The sequence below is a fragment of the Pseudomonas sp. H9 genome (assembly GCF_004353925.1).
GTDB lineage: Bacteria > Pseudomonadota > Gammaproteobacteria > Pseudomonadales > Pseudomonadaceae > Aquipseudomonas.
This window is the reverse complement of the sequence record NZ_SMOK01000032.1, coordinates 1-21,779: the sequence shown is the minus strand read 5'-3', so window position 1 is coordinate 21,779 and position 21,779 is coordinate 1. Positions and strand designations below refer to the sequence as shown.

The following is a 21,779-nucleotide window of genomic DNA, read 5'->3' as shown; positions in this document are numbered from 1 at the left end:
CCTTGATGGATAGCGTTCTTTTGCTAATCCGAACGAGGCAAGGAAAACCGGAACGCAAATAGGAAAAATTCGCAAAAAAAATTAGAGAAGCTCGATGCTTGTCCACCAAGGTAGCGGTTGGCTGACGCGAATCGGTAGCGCGCCTTCCAGCATACTCAGGGTGCGTACCGGGTCGCTTGCCGGGAAGTTACCCACCACACGCAGTGCTCCGGCACCAGCAGAAACGCTGAGATAACCAGGCTGATAGCGCTGCAGTTCTTCGGCAAAGGCAGCCAAGCTGATGTCATTGGCCAGCAGCCGGCCCTGACTCCAGGCCTGGCGCGAGCTGTCGGCATCGATCAGCGAGCCACTGCCTTGACGGTCGAAATCGATCTGCCTGCCAGCCGGAACAATGGTTCTGACACCGCCACCGAATGGCTCGATGCGCACGGCACCGTCGAATACGTTCAAGCGGGTTTCCTGTTCGCGCTGCAGCACGCTGAAGCGGGTGCCCAGTGCCTGCATGCGACCTTGTGCGCTGTCGATGACGAAAGGCCTGCTGTCGGTGGCTGTTTCAATCAGCACCTCGCCGGCCAACAGTTGCAGGCGACGCAGTCCCGATTGGTAATCCACGTTCAACGCACTGTCGCCGTTGAGCCAGATACGAGTGCCGTCTGCCAGTTGGCGGGCATGGATTTCCCCGACGCCCGTGCGCACGTCACTACCCAGTGCCAGCAAGCGTTGTGGCAGAAGCTGATTGCGCCAGCCTGCCCAGCCCAGCAGGACCCCACCACACAGCAGTGACAGTGTGCCCAGGGTGCGCCGCCGTGTGTGCAGCTTGTGCCTGGCTCGCTGCAGGGCTTGCACCGAAGCATCGGCCTGGCTCTGCAATGGCTCGAAGCGCTGGCTGATGCGCTCGACAAAGGCCCAGGCGGTGCGGTGACTGTCGTGTTGATCAAGCCACTGTTGCCAATGTTGGCGCAAGGCGGCATGGTCGGCGTTGCCGGCGCGCAGGCGGGCGTACCACTGCGCTGCTTGTTGCAGGGTTGCCTGGTCGGGTTTGGCATCGGCGCTCATAGAAGATCCGCTTCCAGCAGCAGGCATTGGTACATGGCCTGGGCCATGTACTTGGTGACAGTACGCTCGGAAACACCAAGGCGTTCGCCGATTTCGCGGTAACCCAGCCCTTGAACCTGAGCGAGCAGAAAGGCCTGGCACACATTGTTCGGTAGCCTTGCAAGCATGTCCTGGACTTGTTGCAAGGCTTCGAACACCAAGGCACGCTGTTCTTCGCTGGGTGCATGCTGTTCGGGAAGCTCGGCCAGGGCGTCGAGCCAGGCTTGTTGCAGTTGCTGGCGCCGCCAGAAATCTACGCACAGATGTCGGGTGATGGTGCTCAGATAAGCCCGGGCATGCTGATCGCTTTCGAACTGACGTGGTTTTGCCAACAGGCGTACGAATACGTCGTGAGCGAGGTCGGCAGCGTCACTGGCATTACCAAGCTTTTTGTTCAGCCAGCCACGAATCCAGCCGTGGTGCGCGCAGTAATAGGCCTGGATCTGCTCTGCATGGGGCTTGTCGAAAGTCGACATAGAGGGTTCCCGTCCGCTGTGCGAATTAGATGCAATTGAGAAATCGTCGCATCTTATTGCAGGGCGCTGGTTGACGGCAATCAACTTCAGAAACGGGCGAATTCAACCGCTGGTCAGACGCAATATTTTTCTACATCTCCCCCCTTCTCAAAACGTTGCCGAAGCATAGAATGGCGGCGGGTTTTCTCCCAATAACGATAATCTTGCCCCCCCTTCTTTCATCATGTCCGAACATAATCCTTGTTTGAACTGCGGCGCCTGCTGCGGGTATTTCCGTGTGTCATTTTTCTGGGGTGAGTGCCAATCGGCGGGAGGTTTGGTTCCCGATGAGATGGTGGTTCAGATCAACCCTACGCGTGTGGCCATGATCGGCACCGACAGTAAACCTTGTCGTTGCATTGGCCTTGAGGGTGAGATTGGCAAAGGCGTCAGTTGCAGCCTTTACGAACAGCGTTCAAGCCCTTGCCGCGAGTTCGAGGCTGCCTGGGTTGATGGCAAGGCAAACCCGAGTTGCGATGCAGCCCGGGCTGCGTATGGCTTGCCACCACTGGAAGCCAACGAGCCGATCTGGCCGGATGAGGGCGCTGAAGTCGCCTGAAGGCTGACAACGCTGCGTGCAACAGCATTAAGGTAAACTGTGCGGCTCTTCGGACAGAACAGGAGTTCTACCCGTGTCGCACCCCTATGTATTTCCCCAGGACCTTTGCTTGCACAGCCCGCGTTTGCAGTTGCGGCCCATGCGTGCCGAGGATGCAGAGGCATGGCTGGGGATCATGGCCGATCCACAGGTCATGCGCTTCTGGAACCACGCCCCTTGGTGTCACCTTGACGAAGCACAGGCAGCCTTGGCGGCGGATCACCAGGCCTATGCGCAGGGGGAGTTGCTCAAGCTCGGTATCTACCGCAGTGACACCGGTGAATTGATCGGTATGTGCCAGTGTTCCAGTTTTGAGCGCGATTCGCGCCGAGGGGAAATCGGCTACTGCCTGTCAACCGCCGCCCAAGGCCAGGGCTTTATGAGGGAAGCACTGGAGCTGTTCGTTCAGTACCTGGCGAGTGACCTGAAGATGCGCCGCCTTGAGGCGGAAATTGACCCGCGAAACAGCGCTTCGGCACGAACCCTTGAGCGTTTGGGGTTTACATTGGAAGGCGTGCTGCGTGAGCGTTGGTGTGTGGCTGGGGAATTGTCCGATTCGGGGCTCTATGGTCTGCTGCTGGAGCGCGATGCGGGATGATTGCCAACCGTTATGTGTCGATCACCTTGGCGCTGTTCTTGTTGTGCCTGGGCTTTAACGCCGTGTACCTCAGCGGTGGCGGTCGCCTGCATGCATTGCAGGCGCTGCTGTACGGTCCTTGGGGCTTGGTGTTCGGCATGTTCGGTTGGTTTGCCAACCCGTTGTTGGCGATGGCGATACTGTTGCACCGTCGTTGGCGCTGGGTATCGCTGGGGCTTGGGCTGGGCGCGTTGTACCTGGCATTGACCAGCTTGGGCATCGAGCGGCTGCCCGACAATCGCAGCTACAACTTCGTCAACCTGACCCACTTTGCACCGGGGTTTTACCTCTGGCTGTTGTCGATCTTCGGCTTTTGTCTGGGGCAGGCTTGGTGGTGCAATCAGGCGCGTCAGGGGCGGGCGATACCAGGCTGGCACTGGCTCGATGCTGTGCTGCTGTTAGTGCTCGGCGTGGTGATCAGTTATGCCCTTCAAGAGCCCAGCCTGCGGTTTGAAGTTGACCGCGTTCTGGACGCGGAGCCTGCGGTCCAGCCACTGGACCGCAACGCTATCTAACAGACGTTATCTAGCAGACGTTGAAGTTCCCCACTGCACCACCAGCATTCCAAGCACGATCAGGCCGACCCCGGCCAGGCGCACGGCGTTAACTGGCCGCTGCGCCAGGCCCATCAACCCCCACTGATCGATCAGCAAGGACGACACCACCTGGCCGGCAATTACGCAGACGATAAACCCGGCAGCACCCAGGCGCGGGGTGAGCATCAAGGCTGCGGTGATGTAGGCCACGCCCGCCACCCCGCCAAACCAGGCCCACCAAGGTGCCTGGGTCAAGGCGCCAATTTGCGGCAGGGGAGCACGCATCACCAACAAAGCCGGAATCACCATCAACACACTGACGCCCAACGACACTAATGTCGCCCAAAGCGGATGCCCAAGCAGGCGTCCCAAGGCCGCATTGCTGCCAGCCTGGAAGGGCACTGCTGCGCCGGCCAGCAGCGCGATGAGCAAAGGCAACAGGGCTGCTGGGGTGAATGACAGACTCATGGCAAGGCTCCTTGAAAATGGCTTGGCTGAGTCTTGGCTATCCCTGGCGTGAATGGAAATTCGAATGCTGCACGAGCGTTATTCGCCCTGTGGATGATCTGCGCCTTGCACCAAGTGCTTTGCGCCCGGCATTCTGAGCGCCTCTTACATGGAGTTCCCTGATGAAACACTCACTGCTGGCAATCGCGCTGATGAGCGCTGTTACCCCTTTCGCCCTTGCCCAGAACGACTCGCCCGCTTACAGCCAATGCATGCAGGCGGCGCAAACCACCCTGGACATGAACAACTGCAATGGCGCCGAGATCGAGCAGCAAGACGCGCGCCTCAACACGGCTTACAAAAAGGCCATGGCCGCCCTGGAGTCCGCGCAACAGGCTCAGTTGCGTGACGCTCAACGTTCGTGGATCAAGTACCGCGACACCAACTGCAAGCTGTATTTCAGCCTCACTGGCGGCACCATTGATCAACTCAATGGTGCCGGTTGTGTGCTGGACATGACCAAGGCTCGGGCAGATGAGCTGTCTGCGTTGGCCGAGCATTGATGCTCAAGATGAGCGGTGGCGGGTGGCGCGGGCTTTGAGGTATTCGCGTACCTCAACCTGATTGCCGGAAAACTCGATACGCTCAGCCTTGCTGTCGCGGTGGTAGGCGTACATCGGGTCGTAATATTCGCTGAGCAGGCCGCTGATCCAGGCGCGGTGCAGATCGACCGTGGCATTACGTTGTTGTTCGTCCAACGCCTGCTGCAGCAGTGCTGACAAGCGTTGGTAGCGCTCGCCGCCCAGGCGCTTGAGAATGTTACCCATGCTTTGGTTCAGGCGTTCGGCGAACCGTTCAAAACCATGTTCGCTGCCGTGCAGGGCCACGAACTCGGCGCACAGGTTGATCACATAATCGCTGAGGATGCGCTCGACACGGTTGTCGAAACTGTCCTCCAGCCATACCAGCGGATAGCGCTGCATGCCTTGGTACAACTCCAGCGGCAGCGAGCAACTACCGACAATACGGCCTTCGTCTTCAAGCACGAACTGTTCAATGCCGCGTGCGCGCTTTTTCAGCACATCGATGGCCAGGTTGTTCTCGAAGTTGATTTGTACAGGTTGCCCGGTCGCGCGTTTACCGAAGCTGGAACCACGGTGGTTGGCATGACCTTCAAGGTCCACTGAATTATCCAGAACCTGCAGTACTTCGGTTTTACCGGTTCCGGTCAAGCCGCCGATCAGCACGAAATCGCATTCGGCCACCGCATCCTGGGTGGTTTGCAGCAGGAAATTACGCAGTGCCTTGTAGCCGCCGATTACCTTGGGGTACTGGATACCGGCTTCGCTCTGCAGCCACTGCTGGGAGATCTGTGAGCGCAGGCCGCCACGAAAACAGTACAGATAGCCTTCAGGGTTGGCGCGGGCGAAAGCAGCCCAAGCGGCGATACGTTCATCTTTGATCTGGCCGCTGACCAGTTGGTGGCCCAGGGCGATCGCCGCTTGTTGCCCTTGTTGCTTGTAGCAAGTGCCCACCTTCTGGCGTTCCAGATCGTTCATCAAGGGCAGGTTGATGACGTTAGGGAAGGCGCCCTTGGCAAACTCGACCGGGGCGCGCATGTCCATCATCGGCACATCGTGCAAAAACAAGTGGCGGTAGTCGGTGGTGTTGTCCCGCATTACAGCACCTCAACCGCATAACGCTGTCGCTCGACCAGCTCGCCGATCGGTGCCAGGTTCAGGCCCAACTCGGCAGCCACTGCGAGAAACTCGGCTTCACCTTCAGGCGCTACCGCAACCAGCAGCCCGCCACTGGTTTGTGGGTCGCACAACAGGTGCTTTTGTTCGTCGTTCAACGGGGCGATTTTTTCGCCGTAGCTGTCGAAGTTGCGCAGGGTACCGCCCGGTACACAGCCTTCTGCCAAGTAGTACTCGACACCCGGCAGACGCGGCACGGCACTGGCATTCAAGCGCGCGCTCAACCCGCTACCATCGGCCAGTTCGACCAGGTGGCCGAGCAAGCCGAAGCCGGTCACATCGGTCATCGCCTTGACGCCGGCCAGCTTGCCAAAACGGCTGCCAGGGGTATTGAGGGTACACATCCAGTCGCGAGCCAGACCTTTGTCCTGCTCACGGAGCTTGGATTTCTTCTCGGCGGTGGTAAGGATGCCAATGCCCAACGGCTTGGTCAGGTACAGACGGCAGCCTTGGGTGGCGGTGTCATTGCGCTTCATGTGGCGCTTTTGCACCACACCGGTTACCGCCAGGCCGAAGATCGGCTCGGGTGCATCAATGGAGTGACCGCCCGCCAAAGGAATACCGGCCTCGGCGCACACCGCGCGACCACCGCGAATCACTTCGCGGGCAACCTCCGGGGCCAGTACATTGATTGGCCAGCCGAGAATGGCGATGGCCATCAGCGGGTCGCCGCCCATGGCATAGATATCGCTGATGGCGTTGGTCGCGGCGATGCGGCCGAAGTCGTAAGGGTCATCGACAATCGGCATGAAAAAGTCGGTAGTCGAAACCACGCCGCGCTCGTCATCCAAGGCATAAACCGCGGCGTCATCGCGCGAGGCATTGCCGACCCAGAGGTTCGGGTCCAGCGCTTGGGTGCCGCTTTCGGCGAGGATCACTTCAAGCATCTTCGGAGAGATCTTGCAGCCGCAACCGGCGCCGTGGCTGTACTGGGTCAGACGAATCGGCTCGCTCATACGCACCTCGAAATATCGTGAGGCCCGATTGTAGCAAAGCTGGTTATTGCGCCGATGCCTCTTATAATTCGGAGGCCAGCCTGAAGATGGCTGTTTCCCCGCTATTGAACCGGAGAATCCCTGATGCTCAAACGTCCTCTGGCGCTATTTGCCGGTCTCGTGCTGTCGTGTTCATCCTACTTGGCCCAGGCGGCCGATACCCTCAAGGTCAGTGCCATCCCCGACGAGGCACCCACTGAATTGCTGCGCAAGTTCAAGCCGCTGGGCCAATACCTGGAGCAGAAACTGGGTATGAAGGTGGAGTTCGTGCCGGTAGCCGACTACCCGGCAGTGGTCGAGGCGCTGGCCACCGACCGCCTGGACATGGCCTGGTTGGGGGGCTTTACCTTCGTTCAAGTGCACCTGAAGAGCCCGACTGCGACGCCTCTGGTTCAGCGTGAGCAGGACGCCAAGTTCACCAGCAAATTCATTACCGCCAACCCCGAGATCGAAAGCTTCTCCGACCTCAAGGGCAAGAGCTTTGCCTTCGGTTCGATTTCGTCTACCTCCGGTAGCCTGATGCCGCGTTACTTCATGCTCAAGGACAATGGCATCAAGCCTGAAGACTACTTCAGCCGTGTCGCCTATTCCGGTGCCCACGATGCCACCGCAGCCTGGGTTCAGGCTGGTAAGGTCGACGCCGGGGTACTCAACGCCAGTGTCTGGCAGAAACTGGTGGACTCCGGCAAGGTCGATACCGACAAAGTCAAAGTCTTTGCCACCACACCGGATTACTACGATTACAACTGGACGGTGCGCGGCAGCCTCGACCCCGCCCTGAAAGAGAAAATCAAGCAAGCCTTCCTTGACCTCGACCCGACCAAGCCAGATGACAAGGCGATACTCGATCTGCAGGCTGCGAGCCGCTTCATCGAAACCAGCCCGGACAACTACAAGGGTATCGAGGAGGCTGCCCGCACTGCTGGGTTGCTTAAGTGACGATCACACTCAATGGCACGAGTCTGCGCTTGGGGCAGGTTCAGGCGTTACAGGCGATTGATTTGCGCGTTGAGGCCGGTGAACGGGTGGCGATCATTGGCCCTTCGGGTGCCGGCAAGTCCAGCTTGCTCAATCTGATCGCCACCGCCATGGCGCCTAGCGAAGGTAGCATCGAGCTGCTTGGTGAAGCGCTCTGGCGGTTGTCGGCGCGAGCCCGCCAGCGCCTGCGCACACGTATCGGTCTGATTCACCAGGCACCGCCACTGCCACCTCGCCAACGAGTGGTGACGGCGGTGCTGGCCGGGCGCTTGGGGCAGTGGGGGACGCTGCGCGGGCTGCTCAATCTGTTGCACCCCAGCGACATTCCAGGTGCGCGCAAGGTGCTATCCGGGCTGGGCATGGCCGACAAGCTGTTTGCCCAGTGCGGGCAGCTGTCGGGCGGGCAGTTGCAGCGGGTAGGTATAGCGCGGGCCTTGTATCAGCAGCCCGAAATTCTGCTGGCTGATGAGCCGGTTTCGGCCATGGACCCGGTGCTGGCTGAGCACAGCCTGAAAACCTTGAATCAATATGCCAGTGACCATGGGATTACCCTGATTGCCAGTTTGCATGCAGTGGAGTTGGCGCTGACGCATTTTCCGCGAGTGATCGGCATCCGTGATGGGCGGGTGGCGTTCGACCGGCCGGCTGCAGAGGTCGCTCGAGACATGCTGGATGCGCTGTATGCCAATGAGCACTTGGGGTCACCACAGTGGCCTGCACCCACGCCCAGCCTGCAGATTCCGCGATGCTGACAGCAGACAGTCGCGACCCGGCAACACTGCCCCGGCTACTGCTGACCCTGTTGGCGATAGCCTTGCTCTGGCCAGGTATTCACCTGAGTGAGCTCAACCCCGGTGTGTTGCTGCAGGCTGAAAACCGCCGTGAAATGGGCAACTTCCTTAGTGCCTTCTGGCCACCGGCGCATGACCCGGAGTTCCTCGCGCTGTTGTGGACCGCAACACTGCAAACCCTGGCGGTGGCCACCGCAGGTATGACCCTGGCTTTGCTGCTGGCAATTCCGGCCAGCCTGCTGGCGAGCCGGGCGCTGTCGATGGCAGCCGCCTCACGCGCAGGGCGCCTCGGGTTCTGGTCGCGTACCGTGCGCCTGCCCGTACGCGGGCTGCTGATTTTTCTGCGCAGCGTGCCTGAAGTAGTCTGGGCGCTGCTTTTCGTCCGCGCTGTGGGATTGGGCCCGACGGCGGGGGTACTCGCTATCGCCATTACCTACAGCGGCATGCTGGGCAAGGTGTATGCAGAAATCTTCGAGTCGGTGAATCAACGCCCGGCTCACGCGCTGCTGCAGGCGGGCAGCAGCCGTTTAAGTGCGTTCTTCTACGGCATCTTGCCGGATGCGGCGCCAGAGCTAGTTTCCTATACGGTCTATCGCTGGGAGTGCGCAATACGTGCTTCGGTCGTCATGGGCTTTGTTGGCGCGGGTGGCCTGGGGCAGCAAATTGACTTGTCGATGCGCATGTTCGCAGGTGCCGAGGTAGCGAGTATGTTGCTGGCCTTCCTGATATTGGTCTGGCTGGCAGACCAGCTCAGCCGATTGTTGCGCGGTAGGTTGGCATGAGGCGCCTGGTCAATGGCTCGCTGATGCTGGCGTTACTGGCGGCCGTGGTGGGTTCATTTGCTTACTTGAGTCTCGATTTGCATGCCCTGTTCGGCAATGGTGGTCTCGGGCAAATGGCGGGTTATGCAGCGCGCTTTCTCAGCCCTGATGTGAGCCCTGAGCATCTACGCGCCGTCGGCAAGGGTGCGCTGGAAACCTTGGCGATGTCTGGCTTGGGGACGCTGCTTGCGGTGGTGCTTGGCCTGTTGCTGGCATTGCCAGCGGCAGGGCGTTTTGGTGCGTTGCTGCAAGCCGTCGCACGGCTATTGCTCAATGCTCTGCGGGCGATACCGGAACTGGTGTGGGCGGCGCTGACCGTGCTGGCGGCAGGGCTGGGGCCGAATGCCGGCACCCTGGCGCTGGCCTTGCACACCTCGGGCGTGCTCGGTCGCCTGTTTGCCGAAGCGCTGGAGAATGCCCCGCCGGAGCCGGCTGCGGCTATTCGCTTGCAGGGCGGTAGTCAGATTGCTGCGTTCTGCTTTGGCACCTTGCCGAACCTTTGGCCGCAATTGTTGGCCTACAGCCTGTATCGCTGGGAAAACAACATCCGCATGGCCAGCGTGCTCGGTTTTGTAGGCGCGGGTGGTTTGGGTCAGATGCTCTACACCACCCTGAGCCTGTTTCAAGAAGCACAAGCCAGCACGGTAATCATTGCCATGCTGGTGCTTGTGCTGCTGGTGGATGCCTTGAGTGATGTGCTCAGGCAGCGTTTTGTTCGGGCCTAACGGATACCCAGGTAGCGATCCAGCGACCAGCGTCCGCCGCCACGACCGATCACCACCAAGAGCAATCCCGCCCAGCTCATGTGAGTAGGCCAGGCATCCGGGTAGACGAACACCTGAATGACCAGGGTCATGCCGAGCAAGGCCAAACCGGCAAATCGAGTGAACAAGCCGAGTACCAGCAGCAGGGGAAAAAGGTGCTCGGCATAGGTCGCCAAGTGGGCGGCCAACCACGGCGAGAGCAAGGGCAGGGTGTATTCGGTTCTGAACAGTTCGTAGGTGCTGGGGGTGATACTCAAAAAGCCTTCGACTTTGGTTCGACCCGAGAGAAAGAAAATCGCGGCAATGCCCAGGCGGGCTACCAGCGACAGCCATGAGTCGCTGATCAGACCCTGCACCTGTGTGGCGCAGCGTGACCAAAGCGTATTGGCTGCGTCAGGCTGTTTAGCGGGGATGTCGCTGAGAATGTGCATGGCGTTCTCCAGTCACGCGAAAACCTCGGCCGCAAGCAGCTGGCCGAGCAGGGTGGTGAAATCCAGGGTTGAATCGAAGGCCAGCACCTTGTTGGCTGCTGCCTCCAGTGATAGTCCTGCAGCACAGGCGTCGAGAAAAATGCATTCGGCTTCGCCAAGCGGTTGCCATAGCACATGGCCGTTGTGGCGGCGGAGCAACAAGCCCTCGCCCTGCCAGTCGAGGGGCTCCGGTAGCGCCAGGGTTTGGCGGTTGCTGTTCCAGATGCTGTAGATGGGGTGTTGGGCGAACCACTGCCAACGCACGTCGGTGCGCGGGCGCAGGTATTGTTTGCCAAGCTGTTCAGCGGGAATGCGGGTCATCGCCGGTACGTCCAGCGCGCTGTCGTCAAGGGCGATATGCACTTCGATCCACAAGCGGTCGGCGCGCGCTACATCGGCCAGGTAAGGCAGGCTCTGCGCGGGCTTGAACTGTTCGAGGAAGGTAGCGAACTGTTCGCCATACAGAATCAGCCGGGCGTCGGAAGGCGGAGCCTGCACGGCATGTACAGCTGCGGCGGCACGAAACCAATCAGTGCCGACCAGCTGTTCAACCGTCGGGAAGTTGGCCTGCAAAGCATCGACACACCCTTTGAGCACGGTATTGCGATAGACAGTGAAACCGGCCTGACGGGTGAGTGGTAGTAGATTCGGCGAATCCGAATGACCGTACAGAGCGGCGATGAAGTCAGACTGGAATACACCAAGGGATGTATCGTTCATAGCTGCTCACCTACGCTGTCGAGCAAGGTCTGGGCGGTATTGCGCTCACGCATCAATTCAGTGAAGGGCGGGATCTGGTCGTCGCGCTCGATCAGTGTCGGGCGCGGCCCGACGCGTTGCAGTACATGTAAATACAGTGCCCAGACCTCGGCCGAGATGGGCGTGTCGTGGGAATCGATCAGCAACGCACTGTTGGCGTCCTGGCTGTAACCGGCCAAATGAATCTCGCTGATCGACGCCGCCGGAAACTTATCGAGGTAGGCGTGGGGGTCAAAGCCCATGTTGTGAGCGCTGACCTGAACGTTGTTGATGTCCAGCAACAGGCTGCAGCCGGTGCGTTGGACGAGCTCGCTGAGAAACTCGATTTCGCCGTAGTCATGCCCTTCCAGGTGGGCATAGTGGCTGGGATTCTCGATGGCCAGCGGCCGGGCGAGGATGTCCTGGGCGAAGTGAATGTTCTCGACAATACGCTGCAAGGCGGCATTGCTACGTGGGAACGGCAGTAGATCGGGGTGGTAGTGCCCCTGAAAGGTCGACCACGCCAGGTGTTCTGAAAACAGCGTTGGTTGCACCCGGTTGGCCAGGGCCTTGAGTCGATACAGATGCTCTGTATCAGGCAGATGATCAGCCGCCAGCGACAATGACACACCATGCAGCGAGAGCGGATGACGCTCGGCAATCGCCTCCAGCCAGGCGAGCCGAGGGCCTGCGACCATGTAGTTCTCCGGGTGCACTTCGAACCACATGCCTGGGGCCGTACAGTCCATGGCAGGTTCGTAGTGCTCGGCCTTGAGCCCAAGGCCTGCACCGAGGTGGGAGTATCTGTTCATGGTCGCTTCGCCCTCTACAGGTCGCTGTGCATCAGGATTGTTTTGGGGTCAGTGAGCCCATGCCATTAGGCGTTTTGATCGAGGTGCAGGTGCCGGCCGGTACGTTTTTCCAGGCATTGCCCTGGTAGTCAGTTTTCGAAGTGCCGGCGCAGCTGGTGCCGGCGCCTGCCTTGCAGTCGTTCTTGCCAGCCATGGCCACGCCGTAGCATTTCTCCATGGCGGGAGCCGGGGCATCGGTGGAGGAGGCAGCCATGGCGGTGCCCGCAATCGAGGCGAAGGCAAGGGCAGCGGCGGTAGCGGCGAAAGTTTTCATGGTGTCAAACTCCAAAAAATTGAGGTGGCCGGGCAACGTTGCTTACGGCTCGTGAAGTAATTCGCCCGGATCGCCGGAGCGGTTACAGTGATACAAGATTTTTTTTCGCCCTTTTCGAGGGAGCGCTGAAAACGCTATGGTTTCCGGCAGCACTGTCTGGCGCTCAGACACTTTCTTACGTCCCCTTGTAACCAGAGCCGTCGATGGATCGAACTACTCAAAGTGAACTGTTGCGCATGCGTGAAGCATCGCTGCAAGGCTTGCTGGTGGCGGGGCTGGATGGCGATGCGCAGGCTTATCGGCAGTTTTTGCAGCAGTTGAGCGGGCATCTGCGTGGCTATTTGCTCAAGCGCCTGAATTCCCGCCCGGACGATGTTGAAGACCTGCTTCAGGAGGTGCTGCTGGCTGTGCATAACGCCCGTCACAGCTACCAGCGCGAGCAGCCACTGACCGCTTGGGTGCAGGCCATCGCGCGCTATAAACTGGCCGACAGCCTGCGTGGCTATGGCCGCCGGGAGGCGTTGAACGATGTGCTCGACGACGCTGAAGAACTGTTTGCGCAAGAGCAGCAGGAACCCGCCCAGGCTCAGCGTGACCTGGGCAAACTGCTGCAGCAGTTGCCAGACAAGCAACGGCTGCCGATCGTGCATGTCAAGTTGGAGGGCCTGTCGGTCGAGGAAACCGCCAAGTTGACCGGGCTCACCGGTTCGGCAGTGAAGATCGGCATACACCGGGGGCTTAAGGCACTGGCGGCGATGATACGAGGTACATGATGAAAACTGACGAGCTGATTTCTTTGCTTGCCACGGGCATCGAACCGGTAGATCAGCGCCTGTTCGCTCGTCGCCTGACCCTTGCGATCCTGGCCGCTCTCGTCGGGGCCGTGTTGTTGACCGTTTTGCTGTTTGGCGTGCGTGAAGACCTCGCTGTGGTGGCACAAACCCCACTGTTCTGGGCCAAGCTTGCGTTGCCGGCCGCGCTGATGTTTGGGGCGGTGTTGGTCTTCAACCGGCTGGTCCGGCCAGGCCTTGAGGTGGGGGCGCGATGGGCGGGTATTGGCGTTCCGCTGTTTGGTGTTTGGGCTGCAACGCTGGTGGTATTGAGTGGAGTGCCTGAGGAGCAGCAACTGGCATTGATCTTTGGCCGTACCTGGCGCACATGCCCCTTCAACATTGCCTTGTTGTCGATACCTGGCTTTATTGCCCTGTTTCGCGCTTTACAGGCGTTGGCCCCAACCCAGTTGCGCCTGGCCGGTGGAGTAGCCGGTTTGCTGGCCAGCGCTTCGGCAACCCTGGCCTATTGCCTGCACTGCCCGGAGATGGAAGTGCCGTTCTGGGGGATCTGGTATGTGTTGGGAATGGCGATTCCCACCGCGCTTGGTGCGCTGCTCGGCCCTCGGTTGTTGCGCTGGTAAACGACGGCTAACTATAGCGTTTGCTTCATCTGCACCAGCGCAACTCGCGTATTGCCTGGGCCCTGGCGTTCCTCGATTGCAAAAGGGGTGAAGCCCAGTTGCGGATACAGCAACAGCCCCGCTGTGTTGTTGTTGAAGCACGACACCCATACTTCACGTGCATCGAACTGGCTACGCGCCAGCTCAATCATGTGTTGCACCAGATAGCGTGCTACACCGTGCCCGCGGGCAGCAGGCGCCACTACCACGTTACCGAGGGCGCAAATACCGCCCTGTTCAGCCTTGTAGAAATTGGCGAAGGCCAGCACTGCGCCGTCACCTTCGACTACGGTTGATCCGGCACGTTGAGCGATAGCCTCGCTCAGTTGTGCAGGCGTCAGCGGGTAGTGGGCCTTGGGAAACATGTAATACAGCTCGTCCGGGCCTTGAGGGAAGCAGCAGATCACGGCAATGTCCTGGGCCTGGACGGGGCGATGGGTCAGTTGCATTGCGAGGTTCGCTCATAAGGACGAAGGGAAGGGGAATCCTACACTGCTTGGTGACCTGCGCAGGTACAATTACGGCCTGTAAACCCGCCACCCGGAAATTGCCATGAGCCTTTCTCTCCCTCTTGCGCCTGAGCGCCGCCTCGGTGCGCCGCTGTTCGCCCTGGCGCTGCTGCTGATCGGAGCCCTGTTTCTCCAAGCCCGTGTCGGTACCAATCAGGTGTTGTTGCTTATCGTCGGCGCAGCCCTGGGGCTAACCCTGTACCACGCTGCCTTCGGCTTCACTTCCGCCTGGCGTGTGTTCATCAACGAGCGTCGTGGGGCTGGATTGCGGGCGCAAATGGTGATGTTGACCCTCGCCGTGTTGTTGTTCTTTCCGGCGCTCGATGCCGGCACGTTGTTTGGCCAGCCGGTCAAAGGCCTTGTCTCCCCGGCCGGGGTTTCGGTGGTGTTCGGTGCGTTTATCTTCGGTATCGGCATGCAGATGGGCGGCGGTTGCGCTTCCGGTACGCTGTTTACCGTTGGTGGCGGCAATGCGCGAATGCTGGTGACCTTGCTGTTTTTCATCATCGGTTCAGTAGCGGCTACCCACCACGTTGACTGGTGGTTCTCGCTGCCGTCGTTCCCGGCTACCTCGATTGTTCAGGCGTTTGGCCTGCTGCCTGCGTTGTTCTTGAGTCTGGTGGTGTTTGCCGTGATCGCCGGGGTCACGGTGCTGCTGGAAAAACGCCGTCATGGGCAGCTCGAAGCTGCGGTGCGCAGCGACCATCAGGGGCTGCGCCGTTTCTTGCGTGGGCCTTGGCCGCTGTTGTGGGGTGCGGTGGCGCTGGCGTTGCTCAATTACCTGACCCTGGCGTTGGCCGGGCGACCTTGGGGGATTACTTCGGCGTTTGCCTTGTGGGGCGCGAAAACCCTGGGTGGCCTGGGGGTTGATGTTGGCAACTGGGCGTTCTGGCAAGTGCCGGCCAATGCCAAAGCGCTGGCTTCGCCGCTGTGGGAGGATGTCACCACGGTGATGGACATCGGCATCGTACTCGGTGCCCTGCTGGCGGCTGGCCTGGCCGGTCGCTTCGCGCCCAACCTGAACATCCCCACGCGCTCGTTGGTGGCTGCGGTAATCGGCGGCCTGTTGCTTGGTTACGGTTCGCGCCTGGCGTATGGCTGCAATATCGGTGCGTACTTCAGCGGCATCGCCTCAGGCAGCGTGCATGGCTGGTTATGGCTGATTGCAGCCTATGCCGGCAACGTGATCGGTGTGCGCATCCGGCCGTTTTTCTTTGAAGGAGAACGGCGTCCGGCAACGTTGAGTGGTTGCTGATTTCGCTTTTGGTAGGAGCGGGCTTGCCCCGCGATGCGATATGGCAGACAGGCCTCTTTCGCGGGGCAAGCCCGCTCCCACTATTGGCTATGGGTCGCGTCCGGCCGTTTTTCTTTGAAGGGGAACGGCGTCCGGCAACGTTGAGTGGTTGCTGATTTCGCTTTTGGTAGGAGCGGGCTTGCCCCGCGATACGACGTGGCAGACAGGCCTCTATCGCGGGGCAAGCCCGCTCCCACTATTGGCTATGGGTTGCGTCTGGCCGTTTTTCTTTGAAGGGGAATGGCGTCCGGCAACGTTGAGTGGTTGCTGATTTCGCTTTTGGTAGGAGCGGGCTTGCCCCGCGATGCGGTATGGCAGACAGGCCTCTATCGCGGGGCAAGCCCGCTCCCACTAGTTCATAAGTCGTTTGAATCAATCGGCTGCCAAACTCCCCTGCAACCACGTACTGAAACTCCGGGTCAGTGGGCTTTTCTCGCTGTCTCGGTGAATCAGGCAGCTCCAGTCGGGGCCGCGTACCGTTTGTGCACACAGCGGCTGCAACAGCCCTTGCGTGCGGGCTTGAGTCGCTAACAATTGGCTGACCAAGGCGATGCCGTGCCCTGCGCAGGCGGCATCGAGCAGCAGGCCGGGGTCGGAGAAGTTCAGGCCGTTGCTGCGTTGTCCCACATCTTCGCCGCCTTCAACCACCCAGTGGCTCCAGTCCATTTCCCGTTCGCCATGCAAGGTTGTGCGCTGCTCACTGGGTGTGTTGAGCACGTCGGGATGGCAAGCCGGATACAGGCGATCACGAAACAGGGTCAGGTGGCTGCACTCGGCCTGAGCACTGAGGTCATCGCGCAGGCTCAGGTCGATGGTTTGCGTTGCCATGTCTGGCGGGTCGAAGCTGGTGAACAACCACAGGTCAACTTCCGGATGCTGGCGATGGAAGTCACCCAGGCGTGGTAGCAGCCAATGCCGGGCAAACGCTGGCGTGGTGTTGACCACCAGTTGATTGGGTTTGCGGTACTGCTCCAGGCGCCGAATGCCCACCGACAGTTGCTGCAGCATGGCTTGGGTGGTGCTTTGCAGGTCGTAACCGGCGTCGGTCAGGCTGACGCTGCGACCGTTGCGAAAGAACAGCGGTTGTTCCAGGAACGTCTCCAGGCTGCGTATCTGCTGGCTGATTGCCGACTGGGTCAGGTGCAGCTCTTCGGCGGCTTTGTGAAAGCTGCCCAGTCGCGCGGCAGCTTCAAAACCACGTAGGGCGTTCAGGGGAGGCCAGTGCTTTAGCATTGATAAGCTCTACTGATCAGTTGTCAGCTAAATCTATCGTTTGTTGTCACGATAATGAAGCCATAGCATTGAGTTTCTTACCGCAAGCGCGGTTTTCAGTAATTAATATCACTTAACTGAAAGGTGAGAAGCATGCAGTGCAATGGCGATCTGAGCAGTGGTTGGTTCATGCCCGCAGAATGGGTGAACCATGCAGCGACCTGGATGGTCTGGCCGCATAACAAACCGTTGTGGGAGTCTGGTTGGGGGGTGACCCTTGAGCAGGTTCAGGTGGATTTTGCACGGGTTGCCAATGCCATTGCGCGCTTCGAGCCCGTCAAGATGGTGGTCGATCCTTCGGCCCGTGCCAGTGCGGCAGCATTGTGCGGTGCGAACATCGAACTGATCGAATTGACGGTGAATGACAGCTGGTGCCGTGACTCCGGACCAAGCTTTATCTGCCATCCACAACAGGGACTGGCGGGTGTCAGCTGGCGCTTCAACGCCTGGGGCGGCAAGTCTGCACACGACCTGGACGAAAGCCTGGCGCGGCGCATCCTCAATCAGCTGGGCCTGAGCTGCTTTGGCACGGCCTTGAGCAACGAGGGTGGCGCTATCCACGTCGACGGCGAGGGCACCCTGATCACCACCGAATCGGTGCTGCTCAACCCCAATCGTAATCCCGGCATGAGCAAGGCTGAGATCGAAGAGATCTTCACGCGTTTCCTGGGGGTGAAAAAGACCATCTGGCTGCCCGGTGATCCGGATTATGTGACCGGTGACATGACCGACGGCCATGTTGACGGTGTCTGCGCATTTGCTCGCCCTGGCGTGCTGTTGGTGGATGCTACCCATGACCAGAGCTCGGTATACGCCCAAGTTGCCCGTGAGAACCGCCGCGCGCTGGAGCTGGCCACCGATGCTCAGGGACGCAGCTTTGAAATGCTGGAACTGTATGAAGCCAGCGAGGCGGTAGACGTCGATGCCGAGGTGTTCTGCGCCTCGTACACCAACTTCTACATTGCCAATGGCGCGATCATCATGCCTGCCTACGGCATTGAGGCTGATCAGGTTGCGGCCCAAGTGTTGGCCCAAGCGTTCCCGGGCCGCGAAGTGGTACCGGTACAGATCAACCATTTGGCGCACGGCGGTGGCGGCGTGCACTGCATCACTCAGCAGCAACCGGCCTGGCCAGTAAAGGGGTGATGTCATGAGCTTGCTGACCGTTGCTACTACGCAAATGCCATGCACCTGGAACTTGCAGCACAACCTCGACCGCGCCGAGCAACTGGTTCGTGAAGCCGCTGCCCAGGGCGCCGAAGTCATCCTGCTGCAAGAGTTGTTTGCCACCCCTTACTTTTGTATTGAACAGCATCACAAACACTTGGAGCTGGCTGAGGAGTTTCAACACAGCCAAGTGCTCAAGCGCTTTGCGGCGTTGGCCGCTGAGCTGGGAGTGGTGCTGCCGTTGAGTTGGTTCGAAAAGGCCGGCAACGCCTACTTCAACTCCCTGAGCGTGGCCGATGCCGATGGGCGCTTGCTGGGTGTCTACCGCAAGACCCACATTCCTAACGCCATCGGCTATCAGGAGAAGGAATACTTCAGCCCCGGCGATACCGGGTTTCGGGTTTGGGACACGGCCTTCGGGCGCCTCGGGGTGGGTATTTGCTGGGACCAGTGGTTCCCCGAGACTGCGCGCTGCCTGGCGCTGATGGGCGCTGAGGTGCTGCTGTTCCCGACAGCCATCGGCTCCGAGCCGGGTGCTACCGAGCTTGATTCGCGTGATCACTGGCAGATGGCGATGCGCGGACACGCCGCAGCCAATATTTTGCCAGTGGTGGCGGCCAATCGCGTCGGGCTGGAAGCGGCTACCACCGATCCTGAGCTGCAAATGACCTTTTACGGTTCGTCGTTCATTTGCAATCACAAAGGCAAGATGTTGGTCGAAGCCGATCGCATCACCCCGGGTGTGCTGGTGCAGCGTTTGGACCTGGGCGCCATGCGTGAAGAGCGCCTGACCTGGGGTGTTTACCGAGATCGCCGCCCGGAAATGTACGCCCCGCTGTTGGGGCTCGATGGCCGTCAAGTCAATGCATGCTGGAAGACTCAAGGGGTGTGAGATGAACATCAGCCGCAAGCATTTGTTGCTCAGCCTCGGCCTGGCGCTGGGAGCCTCGATGACCTCGGTGCATGCCGAAGACAAGACTCTGCGCCTATACAACTGGGCTGATTATTTTGCCGAAGACACCCTGTCGCGGTTCACCGCCGAAACCGGGATCAAGGTGATTTACGACGTCATGGATGGCAGTGAAGTGCTGGAAGCCAAGCTGATGACCGGCGGCAGTGGCTACGACTTGATCTTCCCCGGCGATACAGTAGCCGAGCGCCTGATGCGGGCCGGCAGCCTGCAAGCGCTGGACCCTTCGAAGCTTGAGGCAATGGCCGACATCGAACCGGGTCTGCAGAAGTTGCGCAGTCATTACCCTCATGCGATCAAGGCCACAGTGCCATACACCTGGGGCACCATCGGCCTGACGTATAACGACGAGCTGATCCGCAAGCGTATGGCGGATGCGCCGGTAAATAGCCTCGACATGCTGTTCAAGCCAGAACTGGCGGCGAAATTCGCCGACTGCGGCATTTCGATGATCGACTCGCCGGACGAGGTGTTGGCCGTGGTGCTCAACTACCTGGGGCGCGAGCCGCGTAGCGCCAAGAAAGAGGACCTGGCGGCGGCCAGTGACCTGCTGTTGAAAATCAGGCCGTACATTCGCAAGTTCCAATCGCAACCGGTGACCGACCTTGTCAACGGCAACCTGTGCCTGTCGCTTGGTTACAGTGGCGACATGACTCAGGCCCAGCGCACGGCAGACTCGGCCGGCAAGAAAGTCAGCTTTCAGTACCGCATTCCCAAGGAAGGCACCACGGTGTGGATGGACAACATGGCGATACCGGTTGATGCCAAACACCCGGAGTACGCCTATACCTTTATCAACTTCGTGATGCGTCCGCAAAACATGGCGGCCATCAGCAACTTCACCGGTTACCCGACCTCGAACGCCAAGGCGCGGCCTGATGTAGACCCGCAGATGCGCAACAACCCGGACATTTACCCGGAAGAAGCTGCCTTCGAGCGTTTGGTTACCGGCCAAGACATCCCACAGTCCGATATGCGCGCGCGCATGCGGGTGTGGACCAAGTTCAAAACAGCGCCGGGCAGCTGACTGCACAGCCGTCAGTTCCGGTCACTCAAGTGTTAGAGAGATATCCAGATGCCAACGCGTCGTGAGTTCATAAAGCAGGTTTCAGCGACCGCAGGCTTAGGTTTAGTCGCTTCCATGGGCCTGGGTTTCAGTGCCCCTCGGGCTCTGGCCGTAAGTGGCAAAGAGTGGTTCATGCCCGATGAAGGTGACAAGCAGCAGTGCGCCTTTGTTTCGTTTGGCGCACAAGAGTCGATCTGGGAGGACTTCACCTCGGACGTGCAAGAGGCTATCGGCCTGATCGCCAGTACCATTGCGCGTTATCAGCCGGTAACGGTGTTGTGTCGAGCCAGCGAGCGGGAACTGGCAGAGGAGTTGTGCGGTAGCCAGAACACTACCTTTGTCACCACTAAGCTGGATGATATCTGGATGCGTGACATCGGCGCCAACTTCGTCATCACTGAAGAAGGAGACTTGGGCGCGGTCGATTTCAACTTCAATGGCTGGGGCAATAAACAACAGCATGGCAATGACGCGCGTGTAGCGAAATGGGCCGCGAACAATGCCCAAGCCACCTATTTGCGCAGTGAGCTGGTGGGTGAGGGGGGCGGTATCGAAGTTGATGGGCACGGCACTGCGATCATGACCGAGAGTTGCTGGATAAACGCTAATCGCAACCCCGGCTGGAGCAAAGCTGAAGTTGAGGAGGAACTAAAAGCGTGTTTGGGATTGCGCAAGATCATTTGGTTGCCGGGCATCAAAGGTAAGGACATCACTGATGCCCATGTCGATTTCTATGCTCGCTTTGTTAAACCGGGCGTAATCATCGCCAACCTGGATACAGACCCTGAGTCTTATGATCACAAAGTGACCAAGGCACACTTGGAGATTTTGAAGAACGCCACCGACGCTGATGGTCGAAAGCTCACCATACATACCGTGTCGCCACCGCTGAAGCCGCGTAATAGCCGCTTCAGCAAGAACAATCCGGACTTTGCTGCTGGCTACATCAACTACTTCGTTATCAATGGCGCAGTGATTGCCCCGCAGTTTGGCGACAAGGCTGCCGATACCAAGGCATTTGACTTGTTGAGCGAGCTTTATCCGGATCGTGAAGTGGTGCAGCTCAATATTGACGCCATTGCAGCAGGCGGTGGAGGCATTCACTGCGTCACCCATCAACTGCCAATGGTTTGACATATCGAAATGCCAATTGACCGACGAGGCTAGAACTCGACTGGAGAGTTTCAGATGCTTTCCGTATACTCGCGCTTCCGCCAGAAGGCGGTGCTTCATAATTTAAAGGACTTAGTATGAAAAAGCTGTTGAAAGCATCTGTTGCTATTGCTGTAGTTTCGGGCGTAGCACTTCTTTCGGGTTGCACCGGTCAAGTCTACAACCAGCCAAAAAACTGCTCGTACGACTACCTGTTCCACCCTTCGGTTTCCATCTCTAAAGTTATTGGCGGCTGCGGTCCGATCGATAAGCTGCCACAACAGCAGTAATTTTAGAGCTGCACTGACTGGTTCGTTTACGGGCTAGTCGAGAGCCCCCTCCTACGGATGTAGCAGGGGGTTTTTTATTGGCTCTTCATGGGGCCTTCCGGTAGGCGCAGTGGTGCGCCGCCTACCGGCCTCAAATCGCGCTGTCTAGTCCTGAAATAGGTTTACACCTGTTCAGGTAGGCCGATAGGCCTCAAAACGCCCGATGCACAGCATCGGGCGTTTTGTTTTTCAGGGCCATATGGGGCCGTTCTGTGTTGTATATCTGCACTGCCTCGTCAACCATCTGCCTTGCTTGCTCAAGATCTTCAGGGCTGCTCAACAGCAGCTCCATCTTGAGGA

General features: G+C 59.3%; 28 protein-coding genes. 16 read left to right on the top strand and 12 right to left on the bottom strand.

Annotated elements, in window-relative coordinates; all coding sequences use genetic code 11:
• Positions 1–81: 81 nt before the first annotated feature.
• Both E1573_RS22375 and E1573_RS22370 read right to left on the bottom strand, forming a co-directional pair.
• Entirely contained in the window at positions 82–1,056 is a 975-nt protein-coding gene (locus E1573_RS22375; protein ID WP_256659602.1) for a FecR domain-containing protein, read from the bottom strand.
• Complete coding sequence (locus E1573_RS22370) at positions 1,053–1,571, bottom strand: sigma-70 family RNA polymerase sigma factor (protein WP_133216729.1); 519 nt, start codon at positions 1,569–1,571, stop codon at positions 1,053–1,055. The genes E1573_RS22375 and E1573_RS22370 overlap by 4 nt, the downstream gene beginning before the upstream one ends.
• Positions 1,572–1,794: 223 nt before the next feature.
• On the opposite strand from E1573_RS22370, the gene E1573_RS22365 reads away from it, so the two are divergent.
• The 3 genes from E1573_RS22365 (at position 1,795) to E1573_RS22355 (ending at position 3,360) form a co-directional block, all read left to right on the top strand.
• Positions 1,795–2,169, top strand: a complete 375-nt coding sequence (locus E1573_RS22365; protein WP_133216728.1) for a YkgJ family cysteine cluster protein — start codon at positions 1,795–1,797, stop codon at positions 2,167–2,169.
• A 73-nt stretch (positions 2,170–2,242) separates the two neighbouring features.
• Positions 2,243–2,806, top strand: a complete 564-nt coding sequence (locus tag E1573_RS22360; RefSeq protein ID WP_133216727.1) for a GNAT family N-acetyltransferase — start codon at positions 2,243–2,245, stop codon at positions 2,804–2,806.
• Positions 2,803–3,360 (top strand): hypothetical protein, encoded by a 558-nt coding sequence (locus E1573_RS22355; RefSeq protein WP_371925211.1) that lies wholly within the window; start codon positions 2,803–2,805, stop codon positions 3,358–3,360. The genes E1573_RS22360 and E1573_RS22355 overlap by 4 nt, the downstream gene beginning before the upstream one ends.
• Before the next feature lie 6 nt (positions 3,361–3,366).
• Here E1573_RS22355 and E1573_RS22350 read toward each other — a convergent pair whose 3' ends face one another.
• Positions 3,367–3,849: a DMT family transporter gene (locus tag E1573_RS22350; protein WP_133216726.1), complete on the bottom strand. Its 483-nt coding sequence runs from the start codon at positions 3,847–3,849 to the stop codon at positions 3,367–3,369.
• A 161-nt stretch (positions 3,850–4,010) separates the two neighbouring features.
• Between E1573_RS22350 and E1573_RS22345 the strand changes: the two genes are divergently transcribed.
• Positions 4,011–4,391 (top strand): lysozyme inhibitor LprI family protein, encoded by a 381-nt coding sequence (locus E1573_RS22345; protein WP_133216725.1) that lies wholly within the window; start codon positions 4,011–4,013, stop codon positions 4,389–4,391.
• 3 nt (positions 4,392–4,394) lie between these two features.
• On the opposite strand, the gene mnmH is transcribed toward E1573_RS22345, so the two are convergent.
• Both mnmH and selD read right to left on the bottom strand, forming a co-directional pair.
• Positions 4,395–5,507, bottom strand: a complete 1,113-nt coding sequence (mnmH, locus tag E1573_RS22340; protein ID WP_133216724.1) for a tRNA 2-selenouridine(34) synthase MnmH — start codon at positions 5,505–5,507, stop codon at positions 4,395–4,397.
• Positions 5,507–6,541: a selenide, water dikinase SelD gene (gene selD, locus E1573_RS22335; protein WP_133216723.1), complete on the bottom strand. Its 1,035-nt coding sequence runs from the start codon at positions 6,539–6,541 to the stop codon at positions 5,507–5,509. The genes mnmH and selD overlap by 1 nt, the downstream gene beginning before the upstream one ends.
• A gap of 123 nt (positions 6,542–6,664) precedes the next feature.
• On the opposite strand from selD, the gene E1573_RS22330 reads away from it, so the two are divergent.
• The 4 genes from E1573_RS22330 to phnE are packed head-to-tail and all read left to right on the top strand — an operon-like array spanning position 6,665 to position 9,895.
• Positions 6,665–7,519 carry a putative selenate ABC transporter substrate-binding protein gene (locus E1573_RS22330; protein ID WP_133216722.1) on the top strand — a complete coding sequence of 285 codons (855 nt, stop codon included), beginning with the start codon at positions 6,665–6,667 and terminating at the stop codon, positions 7,517–7,519.
• Positions 7,516–8,310 carry a phosphonate ABC transporter ATP-binding protein gene (locus tag E1573_RS22325; RefSeq protein WP_133216721.1) on the top strand — a complete coding sequence of 265 codons (795 nt, stop codon included), beginning with the start codon at positions 7,516–7,518 and terminating at the stop codon, positions 8,308–8,310. Before E1573_RS22330 ends, E1573_RS22325 begins: the two co-directional genes overlap by 4 nt.
• The gene (locus E1573_RS22320) at positions 8,304–9,131 is read left to right on the top strand and encodes an ABC transporter permease (protein ID WP_133216720.1); all 828 of its coding nucleotides are present in this window, start codon (positions 8,304–8,306) and stop codon (positions 9,129–9,131) included. The genes E1573_RS22325 and E1573_RS22320 overlap by 7 nt, the downstream gene beginning before the upstream one ends.
• Complete coding sequence (gene phnE / locus E1573_RS22315; RefSeq protein WP_133216719.1) at positions 9,128–9,895, top strand: phosphonate ABC transporter, permease protein PhnE; 768 nt, start codon at positions 9,128–9,130, stop codon at positions 9,893–9,895. The genes E1573_RS22320 and phnE overlap by 4 nt, the downstream gene beginning before the upstream one ends.
• On the opposite strand, the gene E1573_RS22310 is transcribed toward phnE, so the two are convergent.
• From E1573_RS22310 to E1573_RS22295, 4 genes are read right to left on the bottom strand one after another with little or no spacing between them, the layout of a single operon-like run.
• Complete coding sequence (locus E1573_RS22310; RefSeq protein ID WP_133216718.1) at positions 9,892–10,365, bottom strand: DoxX family protein; 474 nt, start codon at positions 10,363–10,365, stop codon at positions 9,892–9,894. The genes phnE and E1573_RS22310 overlap by 4 nt on opposite strands.
• A 12-nt stretch (positions 10,366–10,377) precedes the next feature.
• Positions 10,378–11,124 (bottom strand): DNA-binding domain-containing protein, encoded by a 747-nt coding sequence (locus tag E1573_RS22305; protein WP_133216717.1) that lies wholly within the window; start codon positions 11,122–11,124, stop codon positions 10,378–10,380.
• Positions 11,121–11,954 (bottom strand): DUF692 domain-containing protein, encoded by an 834-nt coding sequence (locus E1573_RS22300; RefSeq protein WP_133216716.1) that lies wholly within the window; start codon positions 11,952–11,954, stop codon positions 11,121–11,123. The genes E1573_RS22305 and E1573_RS22300 overlap by 4 nt, the downstream gene beginning before the upstream one ends.
• Positions 11,955–11,985: 31 nt before the next feature.
• A complete protein-coding gene (locus E1573_RS22295) occupies positions 11,986–12,267 on the bottom strand; it encodes a DUF2282 domain-containing protein (protein WP_133216715.1) in 282 nt (93 codons plus the stop codon).
• A 203-nt stretch (positions 12,268–12,470) separates the two neighbouring features.
• Here E1573_RS22295 and E1573_RS22290 point away from each other — a divergent pair, with 203 nt between their 5' ends.
• On the top strand, positions 12,471–13,040 hold the full coding sequence (locus E1573_RS22290; protein ID WP_133216714.1) for a sigma-70 family RNA polymerase sigma factor: 570 nt from the start codon (positions 12,471–12,473) through the stop codon (positions 13,038–13,040).
• A complete protein-coding gene (locus E1573_RS22285) occupies positions 13,040–13,681 on the top strand; it encodes a DUF1109 domain-containing protein (protein ID WP_133216713.1) in 642 nt (213 codons plus the stop codon). The genes E1573_RS22290 and E1573_RS22285 overlap by 1 nt, the downstream gene beginning before the upstream one ends.
• A gap of 11 nt (positions 13,682–13,692) precedes the next feature.
• Here the strand turns inward: E1573_RS22285 and E1573_RS22280 are convergent, their stop codons facing one another.
• Complete coding sequence (locus tag E1573_RS22280; RefSeq protein WP_133216712.1) at positions 13,693–14,169, bottom strand: GNAT family N-acetyltransferase; 477 nt, start codon at positions 14,167–14,169, stop codon at positions 13,693–13,695.
• A gap of 103 nt (positions 14,170–14,272) precedes the next feature.
• On the opposite strand from E1573_RS22280, the gene E1573_RS22275 reads away from it, so the two are divergent.
• A complete protein-coding gene (locus E1573_RS22275) occupies positions 14,273–15,484 on the top strand; it encodes a YeeE/YedE family protein (RefSeq protein ID WP_133216711.1) in 1,212 nt (403 codons plus the stop codon).
• 411 nt (positions 15,485–15,895) lie between these two features.
• Here E1573_RS22275 and E1573_RS22270 read toward each other — a convergent pair whose 3' ends face one another.
• Positions 15,896–16,756, bottom strand: a complete 861-nt coding sequence (locus E1573_RS22270; RefSeq protein WP_133216710.1) for a LysR family transcriptional regulator — start codon at positions 16,754–16,756, stop codon at positions 15,896–15,898.
• 132 nt (positions 16,757–16,888) lie between these two features.
• Between E1573_RS22270 and E1573_RS22265 the strand changes: the two genes are divergently transcribed.
• The 5 genes from E1573_RS22265 to E1573_RS22245 all read left to right on the top strand — a co-directional run bounded on the left by E1573_RS22265 (position 16,889) and on the right by E1573_RS22245 (position 21,440).
• Positions 16,889–17,941 (top strand): agmatine/peptidylarginine deiminase, encoded by a 1,053-nt coding sequence (locus E1573_RS22265; RefSeq protein WP_133216709.1) that lies wholly within the window; start codon positions 16,889–16,891, stop codon positions 17,939–17,941.
• Positions 17,942–17,945: 4 nt separating this feature from the next.
• Positions 17,946–18,854 (top strand): N-carbamoylputrescine amidase, encoded by a 909-nt coding sequence (gene aguB, locus E1573_RS22260; RefSeq protein WP_133216708.1) that lies wholly within the window; start codon positions 17,946–17,948, stop codon positions 18,852–18,854.
• A gap of 1 nt (position 18,855) precedes the next feature.
• Positions 18,856–19,959, top strand: coding sequence for an extracellular solute-binding protein (locus tag E1573_RS22255; RefSeq protein ID WP_133216707.1), 1,104 nt, complete (start codon positions 18,856–18,858; stop codon positions 19,957–19,959).
• A 48-nt stretch (positions 19,960–20,007) separates the two neighbouring features.
• Entirely contained in the window at positions 20,008–21,132 is a 1,125-nt protein-coding gene (locus E1573_RS22250; protein ID WP_133216706.1) for an agmatine/peptidylarginine deiminase, read from the top strand.
• Between the two features lie 116 nt (positions 21,133–21,248).
• Positions 21,249–21,440: a YhfL family protein gene (locus tag E1573_RS22245; RefSeq protein WP_133216705.1), complete on the top strand. Its 192-nt coding sequence runs from the start codon at positions 21,249–21,251 to the stop codon at positions 21,438–21,440.
• Positions 21,441–21,630: 190 nt separating this feature from the next.
• Here the strand turns inward: E1573_RS22245 and E1573_RS22240 are convergent.
• Positions 21,631–21,779 (bottom strand): integrase core domain-containing protein (locus tag E1573_RS22240; protein WP_165957342.1); only part of this gene is annotated, 149 nt, incomplete at its 5' end.